The following is a 12,844-nucleotide window of genomic DNA, read 5'->3' on the forward strand; positions in this document are numbered from 1 at the left end:
TTTCGATTTAAAAGTCAAACTTTAGCTTAACGCCGGTACCGATTAATCTTAAGTTTTGGGTATTAACCTCTCTCATTGGCAATTTAACAAAGGGCTCTACCGCAAAGGCATTATTTTTAGAAATCTTCTTCTTATAACCGAAGGAGAAATTATAGAAACCCAGGTAAGAATAGTTGTCCACTGTGCTTGGCTCCGCTTGTTCTGTAACCTTATCTGTTACTAAAACCGAACTAAGTTGTTGGAAACCGCTTGCAGAATTAGAAACCCGCTGCTCTACCCTGTTTTCTAAATAGGTGTTATCTGTTTTCTGACTAATAACCGCAAATGCAGAAACACCTACGTTAGCATACAGGTTTTTATTAATATGGTATTTTAATTCCAAAGGGATATCTATACCCGAAATTTGCTCTTGAACAGAAGTTAAACTTCTTGTACTTTGTCTTTGGATAATAGCCGATGAACTTGGAGCATTCATTGCGCCATCGGAAGCAGAAAAAGCTCCTTTCGCAGCCGCCATTTGGTTATAGGCAATGCCCGAATTTAAAGAAAACTTATCAGACAAGCTATAGTCTACACTTACGCCATAACCCATATTGAGCTTATTTACATTCCCAAATGAAGGTGCAACAACAACACCAACGGTAAATTTACTGGCCGTTTTGTTATTGGCCATTGCATTTTTATCAGTCTGATTTTTCTTGGTTTCACTATCAAAAAACTCGATGATATTTGGCTTAGTTTCATCAGGTTTGTTTTTGGCGATTATCTGTTGCGTTACATTTTCAGCAACTTCTTTTGGTGCAACACTTACTGTTTTTTGTTCCGCTCTATTAGCCGTTATTGTTTGTTCACCGCTACCTTTATCCACATTTGTGGGATTTAAGGCCAAGCCAAAATCCTTCTCCAAAATATCTTTTCCAACAACTGAACGTGATTGCTGCTCTCCTAAATTAACGGATTTATCATTTTCCGTATCTGCCAAGACAGATGAACTTGCCTCCGTGTCTTCGCCAGGCTTCCCTAAGGTTTGCGTCACAGGTTTTTGAACAGGTTGTTCAGGATTTGCTTTTGCAACCTGATTTTGTGATTGTATACCTTCTTTTTTATCAATTAAAAAGTAACCCAAAAAACCAAGCACCAAAAGTGCAGCCACGCCTCTTAAAATATTAACGGCATTAAGCCAAATTATTGGCGTTTTAGGGGTCGGTTTGTTATTAAATTTTTCCCACGCACCAGATAAATATTCCTCCTCGTGCGCAACAAGGCTTTCTCTAATATGAGCAATTAGCTCATTATCGAGAGGCTTATTAGGTTCGGTTGGTTTCATAATTAACTAGTGTATTGGTATAAAGTATTCTAAGTTTTTGTTTTGCTCTTGCCAAATAAACCCTGCTGGAGCTTTCGGGTATTTTTAGTAAAACTGCTATTTCCTGATGTGAAAAACCTTCAATTTCGAAAAGGTTAAATACCAGTTTGTGCAGTTCGGGCAAATCATCCAAAAGCTTTAAAATATCCTTAAAATTTAACGAGGCAATAACGTTAACTGCGGTAATGGGTTCGGCCTGTTCTATTACATCATCCAAAGGCAGAAAAACCTTTTTAGTTCTCAGAAAATCTATCGCTGTGCGAGAAGCAATTTTTCCAATCCACCCTTTAAATGCCTTTTGTGCATGTTCGGTTTCTTTTGGAAAAACAAATTGATTAACAGCCTTAAAAACTTTTATAAACACATCGTTTACAAGCTCTTCGGCTTCGTCTCGGTTATTGGTATAGCGTAAAATAACGGCCATAAGGTATCCATAAAATGATTTATAGACCATTTCCTTACTTTTATTGTTGTTACTAACACAGCCTTTAATTACATCCTCAAATCCGAGCATTTAGTTTACTTCGTTTAAGGATTTTTATAATTTAATCATGTATAAAAATACGAAACAATGTTTTTAAAAGCCACCAACCTTTTGTCGGTGGCTCTGGATTTACTATTTGTGTGTGAAAATAGCTACTCCAAATTTTGTATCGTCGGTAGCCGCGTTTAAGCCTTTCGCCCAAACAGTGTAAATTTTTCCGGCTTCTATTTTTACATTTTGCAAAGCGGTTTTAACTACTCCATCAGCAGTTTTTATATCGAAACTAACTTTTTCTGATGGATCTATCTCTACGATTGAGCTATTTGCTTTAAAAGCAACGCCGCTTGCCAAATTAGACGTTTGTCCGGTAATTGAAAGACTTAAAGGTGTAGCGTCTGGACTAACATTTACTAAACGAATACTCGCTTTTCCGGCAGTCGGAACTTTCAATTCATCTTCAACTAACAAAATGTCAATATTATCTAACGCGTTAATCAAAAATGCCGAGTAACCTACTGACTGTTTTAAAGTATATTGCTTAGAGAAGATGGCAGTTGTACCTCCTTGTTTGGCAATTCTTAGTGTTCTTACACCCGAGTAGGCGTTTAAATAATCCATTTTTGTACCAAAAGAGAAATCATTTATGCTCGCTTTGGTATTGTCTACGTAAACATCTAGTTTCTCAGTAGTTGGCGAAGCGTGAATTAAGCTTAATCCAGAAATTTCTACAGGTGTGTAATTATCATCGTTTTTCATACAAGATGATAAACCAACAGTAATAGCAAGAGCGGCAATTATAGTTTTGAAGTTAAAATTCGTTTTCATTTCTTAGTTTTTAATTAAATAAAGTTAACGGCCGTTAACAATTACCTTAACGTACCTGAAATACAAAACGCTACAGCTAAAAAAAATATTTTAAATTAATCTGCATCAACACGAATGTGCTTGCCTCCAAAACGCGATAAATTATAACTTACACCAAGTGTAAAAACCCTTGTAACCAAATTACTTCTACGATCGATAATAGAATTGCCAGACACAAAACGGTTAAGGTTATTGTTTTGATTTAGTAAATCGTTTGCGCTTAAGTTTAGGCTAAGCGTTTTATCTTTTAAAAACATCTTGCTTAAGTTGGCATCTAAAATTAGCGGGTTGCTGTTTTGTAATGAAAACCCGGTGTTAATTCTTTTAGCAGAGCGGAAACCTACTCTATAACTTTTCTTTATCGTAAAATTTCCATTCAGGCTAAAATCATAGCTCTCAAAATTTCTCAAAGCTGTTTGGTTATCCTCACTATCATTTTTTGTTCCGTTATAGCTTATATTAGCGTTAAGGCTGAAGTTTTTATTGTTGTATCTACCCTCTACGCTAGCCCGGTAATTATGGGTTCGCAGAAACGTTGCACCACTTACTTGCCCCAAATTTCCTAAAAGGATATCTCCACCTATCATACCCTGGTTGTAAAAATTGTTATTTGAACTAAAGCTATAATTGGCATTAGCCGACGCACTAAAGTTCTTTGCAGAAGCAGATGCCCTTAAATTTTGCGAGAAATTTATTCCCTTGTTAAAATTTTTCTCGTTATTGATAAATACGGCTCTGTTAGAAATACCAAAATTACCACCGTAAGAAAAAGAGAACTTATTTTTCTTTATGGGTATATTTATGCTATAATTACTACCAATACTATATGTACCATTGGTGTTTTCGTACCTGGTTTCTTGCTTTAAACTGTTTAATGTATCTGGTATAATAATTACATTGGTAACTATTTCATTTTGGGTAGCCGAGAAACTTAAACCACTTTGCACCGATAAACCCGATTTTACATTTACGTAGTTAAAGCCCGAAGATATACTATGATTGAAAGAAGGTTTTAAAAAAGGATTACCAACAATTACATTTTGCAAATTCTGCGTATTTCTAATAGGCTGCAACTGAAATGGTTGGGGATTACTGTTGTTCCCACTGTAGTTTATACTTAGTGTCTTGCCTTTTTCAAAGGTTCTGCCTACATTAAAATTGGGCGAGTAATTGAAATTATTATTCTGTATTTTTTGGTTTAGGTTGATGTAATTACTGCTTAGCAAAGTTGGCCTTGCGTTAAAACCCAAATTGTAGCGCATTTTTTTCGAGTTGTAATTATAATTTATGCCTAACGACTGATTGATGCCTATTGAGGTAAAATCTGTACTTAGCGAGTCTATAAATCTTGATTGCTGATCGATATTATCTAGCACAAACGTAGAAACCGAATTGCTGTTTCTGTTTGCGTTAATGTTATAGTTAAAGTTTAAACTTTGCCTTGCTAAACTATCCTTCAGCTTTTTTAGGCCCAAACTATAGTTAAAACCGAAACCAAAGCTTTGTCCATCACTTTGTGTAATTAAGTTTCTGGTGAGTAAAGAATCTTTCTCTAAAACCTGCGTGTCTTTATCGTAGTAAAGCGTGTTTGTGCTAATATTCTGATCTGAGTTAGAATTGCTTGCGTTTACGCTAAAATTTGCAGAAAACCCATTTTTGCTGTTTTTTAGCTTTTTAGAAATATTAAAATTAGCATTTAACCTTGGCGATCTGCTATTAGAAAGCCTGTAATTTTTTAGATCTTGGCGTATTACACCAGACTGTTGATTAAAAGAGTTGCTAATATTCTCGTTTTCGTTGTACGAAGCGCCAATCGTACCATTTAAAAACAGAACTTTATTGTTAAAATTCAGATTTACGTTGGCACCGTGGTTGTAGCTCCTATTTTCGCCATTACTTACCGAGTTACTATAAAACGTACCCAGTGGATTTACTGTTTCTACAGCCTGCTCATTATTGTTTGCGCTATTATTGTTCGAAAAATTATAACCTCCGCCACCATTTAAAAAATTAGTAATCTTATCAGAATGCGTTGCCGATAAAGCTATATTTCTGCTGTTTCCGGCGCCGTTGTTAAACGTGCCGCCGTTTATAAAACCATTACTTTGTTTGGTGCCGTTCCAAAAATTCATACTCGCATTTCCAGATAGCTGGTCGTTAGTACCACCAGATAAACCAGAATTACCAAACTTGCCCTTATTCATGCCGGGCTTGGTAACTATATTTAACATCTTTGCCGGCTCGCCAATTTTAATTCCGGTAAAGTTGGCCTCATCGCCAAAATCATCAATAACCTGAATTTTGGCCACAATTGCTGCTGGCAGTTTGCTAATAAAGTCTTTCACGTTACTGGTAAAAAAATCCTTTCCGTCCACACGTAGCTTAACCATTTCCTTGCCCATGGTTTTGACATTATACTCATCATCTACCTCCAGTCCCGGAAACTGTTTAATCAAATCTGCAACGTTATCTCCTTCTAAAACTTGGTAAGCTGCAGCATTATATTCAACCGTATCTTGCATAATCCTAATTGGATTTGGCTTAGATTTTATCTCTACCTCTTTCAGCATGTTACCAGCTAATCTGAGTTCAATGGCGTTTAATTCTAGCGTTTTACTATCGCCAAAACTATAGTTAGCACTAAAACTGTGGTAACCCATCGAAGTAATAGTGAGCACAAAAGAAGAAGCCTTTATTTTCGAAAAGCTGAAATAACCTTTCTCATTTGTGGTTGTTTGCAAGGTATCGTTGCCAGCAATAATTTTTACGTTCGCTCCTTCAACAGCCGTTTTTGTAGTATCGGTTACCGAACCACTTATACGCCTGTTACCCTGCGCAAGCACATTGGTAGCACTTAATAGCCATAAAATTAATAGCAAAAATGAGTAGCGTATTTTCAAGAGACGTAGGTTAGTATTACAAACTTAATCTTTAGTTTTCAGCAATTTATCTTTTTTAAAATAATTTAACTAAAACTTTAAATACGATTGTATAATCTAACTTTTTCCATAAAATAGATTTTCTTTTTTGAAGCGCAACAACCGTGCATAAATCAAGGCGTCCTCCTTCTTTCAGCTAAATTTCCGGCGAACGATATTGCAAACGCCACGCGTCGGGAACCCGGAAGATATCGCTTCAATAAGGGCTATTGAATTTCTTTACTACAACTATTTGGGGATTGCCGGGCCAAAGAACTAATGCCGTTGTACAATAAACCTTATGGAAGCGGGCACGCAGTAAAGCGTACAGAAGGACTAATTGCCGATATACACCAGCATCGTTTTTCTAAATCAACCTATCCATTTACAACATCTGTGCTCATCGTGTATATCTGTGGCTAAAAACAGATACTTCTGGGAGTCACCAATCCATCATCTTTTTTCCAAATCATTTTACCAATTTAAATATCTGTGTTCATCCAGCAAATCTGTGGTAAAACCAATTTAAATAGATTACTTCGAAAGCCTGAAATCCATCGTCGTTCTTTCTAATCATCCTATTCACTTACAAAATCTGTGCTCATCGTATATATCTGTGGCTAAAATAGATTGCATAAAACAATGAACACAAACACTCGCACCGATGCTGTTTACTTTTTCTTTAGTTCGATAACCGTGATTTCTGGCCAAATACCAACCCTACCAGAAAACCCGATGAAGCCAAATCCACGATTTACATTTAGCACACGCCCATTTTCTTCCTTAATGCCCGCCCAATGTTTGTAACGCAGTTTTACAGGACTCCATTTAATACCAAAAGCCTCTATACCGAACTGCATACCATGCGTGTGCCCCGCCAAAGCCAAATGTATTTTATTGGGATTATCTTTAACTTGCGCCTCCCAGTGAGAGGGATCATGAGATAGCAAAACTTTAAAATCAGCCACACTCGTTCCCTGTAGCGCTTTTTTCAAATCACCTCTTTCTCCAAAACCCAGTCCCCAGTTTTCTATACCAGCCAATATTATTTTTTGGCCGTCTTTACTTAGCTCAATGTGTTCATCTAACAACAAACGGAAACCTAATTCTGCATGGTACTTTTTAAGCTGTTGCAAATTTCCCTGCTTAACTAATTCATTTTCCCATTTCACATAATCGCCATAGTCATGGTTGCCCAACACAGAAAACTGACCATATTTTGCTTTAATTTGAGAAAAATGACCAATCCAAGGCTTAATTTCTTCGGCTTTGTTATTTACCAAATCGCCTGTAAACACAAACAAATCAGACTGTTGTTCATTAATTAGGTTAATACCTTTTTGAACTTGTTTTGCATTTGTAAAACTACCGGCATGCACATCGGAAATTTGCGTTATGGTGAAACCATCAAATGCCGATGGTAGCTCATCAAAATAAAGTGTGTGCTTAATAACCCGGTATGCATATTTACCTCTAGAAATACCGTAAATAAACGCTAAAATAAGTAGACATGTTAACAAGATTCCCAAATAAACGCCGTTTAAAGGCCTTTCCGGATAAATGAAATTACCTTCAGACACGTAACTGATTGCACCGGAAATTAACCTATAGCCATCTGTAAGTAATTCGGTTAGCACAAAAACTATTAGCGAAGCAAAGTAAATTAACAATGCATGGGCACTAAATTTAAAAACGAGGGTTTGCCCATTAGTGTCAAGTTTGGAGATGCTATAGCTTAACAATGCCAATAGCACTATCGGAATTACCCAAAGCAAAGAAAGTATTGTACCAGGTACAATAGGCGTTAAAACGTTTATTACATATCCGTTAACTAGCAAAAAGAAAGTTACAAATATCAAAAAAGGTATTAGCGGAAATCGTCTTTTCATAAAATTATCAAAAAAACCTCGTAGGTTTTTGAAACCTACGAGGTTTATATATTACTAATGGCTAGTGTCTCCACCAGCCATCTTGTTTGCATTTTCGGTAGATGCAACACCAACCGATAGTTTAATCTATAAATGATTCCTTGTACCTCGGAATGACAACAAAGGAGCTTATATAAGCTCTACACTTCTGCTTACAAAAGCAGTTAATTCTGCACCAGTTAACATGCCTTGCGAAAGTAAAGCCAAATCAACCGCTTGTTTTGCAAATTTACTTTGCTCATCTGCATCAGCCGACGCTAAAATTTTACTTACCAGCTTATGGTTTCCATTAATGGCAACTTTGTAGCTGTCTGGCATGCTTCCATAAAAGCTCATTCCGCCACCCATTTTGGCCATGTCTTTCATGCGTCGCATAAACTCATCCATAGTAACAGTTACCGGAGAATCATCTGGACTTAAGCCAACTACTTCTACCGTATAGCCTGGTTTAGTAATCGCTTTTTCGAAAATCTCTTTCACTTTTGTGGTTTGATCTTCGCTTAAAACAGATTCTAAAACTTCGTCTTTTTCAATTAGACTGCTAGCAACACTTGCATCAACACGTTTCAATTGTGTTTTTTCTAATTTTTGCTCTAAGCTGCTCACAAAGTGATTATCAATTGGAGAATTCATTACCAAAACATCGTAACCTTTTTTCTCGGCAGACTGAATAAAACCATCTTGTTTATCAGGATCTGTAGTGTACAAATACACTACGTTTCCGTTTTTATCTGTTTGCGCTGGCGCAACTTTTTCTTTGTACTCTTCAAAAGTAAAGTTCTCGCCTTTGGTGTTAGTTAACAATGCGAAATCTTTGCCTTTATCGTAGAATTTTTCTTCGCTAATCATTCCGTATTTAACAAACAGCCCGATATTGCTCCATTTCTCTTCGTAAGCTTTACGGTCTTTGTTAAATAACTCAGCTAATTTATCAGCTACTTTTTTAGTAATGTAACTGTTGATTTTTTTAACGTTGCTATCTGCCTGTAAGAAACTTCTAGATACATTTAACGGAATATCTGGAGAATCGATTACACCATGCAATAACATCAAAAATTCTGGAACAATGTCTTTTACCTCGTCAGTAATGAACACTTGGCGAGAGAACAATTTGATTTTGTTGCGTTGCATATCAAAATCGTCCTTCACTTTAGGGAAATATAAAACTCCCGTTAGGTTAAAAGGATAATCAACGTTTAAGTGGATCCAAAATAACGGATCTTCTGAAAATGGATAAAGCTGTTTGTAGAAATCTAAATAATTCTCGTCTGACAAATCTGCAGGCGATTTAGTCCAGATTGGGTTAGTTGTGTTGACGATGTTATCAACCTCAACCGATGTATATTTTGTTTTTCCTTCTTCGTCAACACCGTCTTCTTCTTGTTCTGTTTTAGTACCGAACTTAATTGGAACAGGCAAGAATTTAGCATACTTATCTAAAATTTCTTGCAGTTTTTGCTCACTTAAAAATTCTTCAGACTCTGCATTAACATGTAATATGATACTTGTACCGCGTGTAGTTCTACTACCTTCGCTAATTTCGAAAGACGTACTACCGTCGCAAGTCCATTTTGCAGGCTCTGCACCATCCTGGTAAGATAATGTTTGTATTTCTACTAAATCTGCAACCATAAATGCTGAGTAGAAACCTAAACCAAACTTACCTATAATCTCGTTAGCGTCTTTTGCATCCTTAAATTTCTCTACAAACTCGCTAGCGCCAGAGAAAGCAACCTGATTGATGTATTTTTTAATTTCTTCGGCAGTCATACCCAAACCATTATCGCTAATGGTAATGGTTTTAGCCGTTGCATCTAAGCTAACTTCAACCAATGGCTCACCAACCTCGCCATTATATTGGCCTAAAGCGCCTAATCGTTTTATTTTTTGAACCGCATCAACTGCGTTAGAAACTAATTCCCTTAAAAAGATTTCATTATCCGAATACAGGAATTTCTTGATGATTGGGAAAATGTTTTCTGTGTGTATGGAAATACTTCCTTTTTCTGTCGTCATAATTAATTTATAATTTTTTTGATGATACTTATTGCTTATCAATGCTTGTTCCAAAAGAATTAACAAGTCAAAATGACAGCCTGTTGATTTTACAATTAGCAATGCAACCACGTTAATTACACAATGTTGCGTATCTTTGCATCGTTAACGCTTAAAAATATATCCCATAAAATGAAGTTAAAACCTATTCAGTTAATCCATACCGCTTTTTGCGTTGCCGTTTTTATTTTTGGCGCAGTAACCCTTTTTATAAACAAAGATATTTTGGTTTTTAGCACGCAAATGGCAAACGAAGGGGCCTTGAATTTGCTTTTTCCTTTAATTGGCTTAATTAGCATTTCTATTGGCATATTTTTATACAATAGAATGATGGCCGGGATTGACGAAACAGACTCTTTTGAAACAAAATTTACCAAATACCAAACTGCTTTTTTGGTTAAATGCGCATTATTTGAGGCCGGCGCTTTGTTAAACATTGTGGCTTGTTTTATTACCGGCAATAGCATTTTTATGGTTTTTGCCGGCATAAGCTTTTTAGCGTTGTTAATGAGCAGACCAATAAAAGAGAAAATTGTAGAGGAATTGAAATTACAATATCCCGACACAGAAAATTTATAATTGCCTAGGCAAAACATGGAATACAATGTTCATACTTTAGACAACGGCATTAGGCTGTTGCATGTACCTTCTCCTTCGGCAATTTCTCATGCCTGTATAATTATCAATAGTGGCTCTAGAGACGAAAAGGCTAACCAAATGGGATTGGCGCATTTTATAGAGCACCTAGTTTTTAAGCGTACCGAAAAAAGAAATACCAATCAGATTTTAACGAGGCTAGAAAGTGTGGGTGCCGATTTAAATGCTTATACCACAAAAGAATACACGTGCATTCATGCTTCGTTTTTAAACCCATATTTAGATAGAACCTTAGAACTTTTTAACGATATCGTTTTTCACTCTATTTTTCCAGAGGATGAATTGGAAAAAGAAAAAGGAGTGATTCTGGATGAAATCACCTCATATTTAGATCAGCCTGAGGAAGCGATAAATGACGATTTCGAAGATCAACTTTTTGCTGGGCATCCCTTTGGGAGAAATATTTTAGGCACACCAGAAAGTGTTAGCGGTTTAAGCAGAGCCGATATTCTGGACTTTATAGAAGAAAACTACAGAACAGACGAAATTGTGGTTGCCGTTATCGGTAATTACCCTTTGCAGAAATTCGTTAAAATTGGCACCAAACATTTCGAGTCGGTAAAGCCAAATATAAGCGTAAAAAACAGAATAGCGCCACAACCAAATACAACTAGCAATATTATGGTTAACAAGCAAATTTCGCAAGCCCACGTTATGATGGGCACACAAACCTATTCGTTGCACCACCCGTACAAAGCTGGCCTATTGCTGCTAAATAATATGTTGGGAGGAACAGGAATGAGCTCTATTTTAAATCTTCAGGTACGTGAAAAATACGGCATTGCCTATACAATTGAATCAAATTATAGTCCGCTGAGCGATACTGGAATTTTTGCCTTATATTTTGGCACGGATAAGGAAAAGGTTGATAAGGCATTCAAATTAATTTACAAGGAATTTAAAAAGTTTAGAGAAAACCCGCTCACAGAAATACAACTCCAGAAAGCAAAAAACAAATTTATTGGGCAAATTGCTTTAGGCGAAGAAAATAGGATTGGCTTGATTATTTCTATGGCTAAAAGCCTAATAGACTACAATAAAATTGATAATCTTGAGGCAGTTTTCAATAAAATTAGAGCAGTTTCTGTAGCAGATATGGCAAACATTGCCAATGAAGTTTTAGACGAAAAGACGCTTAGCTCGTTAACTTTTTATCCGGTAGAAGATTAGATTTCATCCCGATCCTAGTTTCCAGCTAGACATTTTGACAATAAAGCAATTCAACAATACTTGTATTTTCGTACTTTTGTGCCATCAAATAAGAAATAAGCCCAATGAAATTACCAATAGTAGCCTACGGAGATCCTGTTTTAAAAAAAGTATGTGAAGATATAGACGAGAACTATCCTGATTTGCAGCAGTTGATTAAAAACATGTTCGAAACCATGTACAATGCTAATGGTGTGGGTTTAGCCGCTCCTCAAATTGGCTTGCCAATTCGTTTATTTATTGTTGATACCAAAGGTGATGAAGATGAGGAAGCTTATGTTAAGGTTTTTATTAATGCGCAAATTTTAGAAGAAACTGGCGAACCTTGGGCTTTTAACGAAGGTTGCTTAAGTATTCCTGATGTACGCGAAGATGTAATGCGTAAACCAAACATCCTGATAAGATATTACGATGAGAACTGGCAATTACACAAAGAAGAGGTAACTGGTTTCCCGGCTCGTGTTATACAGCACGAATACGACCACATTGAAGGTAAATTATTTACTGATAAACTTGGCTTATTGCGTAAGCAAATGCTTAAAAGCAGGTTAGATAATATTTCTAAAGGAAAAGTAAGCACAGACTATAAAATGCGTTTTCCTAAACAGAACAAGAAAAGATAGAAAGACTTACGATGGTGAATAAGATTTACGATTTTCAAATTGAGATTCGTAAATCTCATCAATCTAAATTTATTGGTCTTCCGCACGGCTTTTATCACCGCTAGAAATCATTTGAATTAATTTACCCCAAGCAAATGGGTTTAAGAATGGGTTGGTCTGGCGCATATTTACGTTAACCATCCTATCGAAATTATATCGGTAATTGCTGTTACTAATTTCCTGGCCATCTCTAGGCAAGGTTACAGCCATACCTTTTATACTTTTACCAGAAAGGTTTCGCTTGGCGATAGCCATATCGTCATCCGCAACTTTCATCGTTAAAAATTCTTTTGTAAACTCTTCTACAGTAGCCCACGGACTAACCCTAACCGCTCTTAAATACACAATCTCTGATTTTATTTTAATCATAGCCGTGTATTTGTGCTCGTGTACTTCTTTAGGTAAAATAAATGTCTTACTCGTAAAACCAACTGCCGAAAATACCACCGTATCGCCAGGATTTACAATAAAAGAGAAAAAGCCTTGATAATTGGCTGCGTATTTTTGCCCATTATTGCTTAAGTTGGTAATGGTAACATAAGGCACCACAGCATTACTGTCAGCATCGGTAATAATACCCGAAAACTGCACCAATTTGCCAATTCTAATTTCGCTCTGCGCAAAAACAGTAGTAACAAAAAACAGTAAAATTATGGTTAAACTAAATCTCATTGCACAAAATTAATGTTTAATGCCTTTTC

Annotated in this window: 10 protein-coding genes; 3 read left to right on the forward strand and 7 right to left on the reverse strand. The window is 36.2% G+C overall.

Translation table 11 applies throughout. The features are described from left to right. Positions 1–7: 7 nt before the first annotated feature. The 6 genes from DUT69_RS01380 to htpG all read right to left on the reverse strand — a co-directional run bounded on the left by DUT69_RS01380 (position 8) and on the right by htpG (position 9,576). Complete coding sequence (locus DUT69_RS01380; protein WP_113651344.1) at positions 8–1,327, reverse strand: porin family protein; 1,320 nt, start codon at positions 1,325–1,327, stop codon at positions 8–10. Next, positions 1,308–1,880 carry an RNA polymerase sigma factor gene (locus DUT69_RS01385; RefSeq protein ID WP_113651345.1) on the reverse strand — a complete coding sequence of 191 codons (573 nt, stop codon included), beginning with the start codon at positions 1,878–1,880 and terminating at the stop codon, positions 1,308–1,310. Before DUT69_RS01385 ends, DUT69_RS01380 begins: the two co-directional genes overlap by 20 nt. A 102-nt stretch (positions 1,881–1,982) precedes the next feature. Then, positions 1,983–2,675 (reverse strand): DUF4397 domain-containing protein, encoded by a 693-nt coding sequence (locus DUT69_RS01390; RefSeq protein ID WP_113651346.1) that lies wholly within the window; start codon positions 2,673–2,675, stop codon positions 1,983–1,985. A gap of 95 nt (positions 2,676–2,770) precedes the next feature. Then, positions 2,771–5,614, reverse strand: coding sequence for an outer membrane beta-barrel protein (locus DUT69_RS01395; RefSeq protein ID WP_113651347.1), 2,844 nt, complete (start codon positions 5,612–5,614; stop codon positions 2,771–2,773). Between the two features lie 689 nt (positions 5,615–6,303). Beyond that, complete coding sequence (locus tag DUT69_RS01400) at positions 6,304–7,521, reverse strand: metallophosphoesterase (protein ID WP_113651348.1); 1,218 nt, start codon at positions 7,519–7,521, stop codon at positions 6,304–6,306. Positions 7,522–7,689: 168 nt separating this feature from the next. After that, positions 7,690–9,576, reverse strand: a complete 1,887-nt coding sequence (gene htpG / locus DUT69_RS01405) for a molecular chaperone HtpG (RefSeq protein WP_113652418.1) — start codon at positions 9,574–9,576, stop codon at positions 7,690–7,692. A 171-nt stretch (positions 9,577–9,747) separates the two neighbouring features. On the opposite strand from htpG, the gene DUT69_RS01410 reads away from it, so the two are divergent. From DUT69_RS01410 to def, 3 genes are all read left to right on the forward strand, one after another. Further along, a complete protein-coding gene (locus tag DUT69_RS01410; RefSeq protein ID WP_113651349.1) occupies positions 9,748–10,194 on the forward strand; it encodes a hypothetical protein in 447 nt (148 codons plus the stop codon). Positions 10,195–10,209: 15 nt separating this feature from the next. Continuing rightward, positions 10,210–11,442, forward strand: a complete 1,233-nt coding sequence (locus DUT69_RS01415; RefSeq protein WP_113651350.1) for a M16 family metallopeptidase — start codon at positions 10,210–10,212, stop codon at positions 11,440–11,442. A gap of 104 nt (positions 11,443–11,546) precedes the next feature. Further along, complete coding sequence (gene def / locus DUT69_RS01420; RefSeq protein WP_113651351.1) at positions 11,547–12,104, forward strand: peptide deformylase; 558 nt, start codon at positions 11,547–11,549, stop codon at positions 12,102–12,104. Positions 12,105–12,173: 69 nt separating this feature from the next. On the opposite strand, the gene DUT69_RS01425 is transcribed toward def, so the two are convergent. Continuing rightward, a complete protein-coding gene (locus tag DUT69_RS01425) occupies positions 12,174–12,815 on the reverse strand; it encodes a peptidase associated/transthyretin-like domain-containing protein (protein WP_113651352.1) in 642 nt (213 codons plus the stop codon). Positions 12,816–12,844 lie beyond the last annotated feature (29 nt).

It is taken from the genome of Pedobacter namyangjuensis, assembly GCF_003313325.1.
Classification (GTDB): Bacteria; Bacteroidota; Bacteroidia; order Sphingobacteriales; family Sphingobacteriaceae; genus Pedobacter; species Pedobacter namyangjuensis.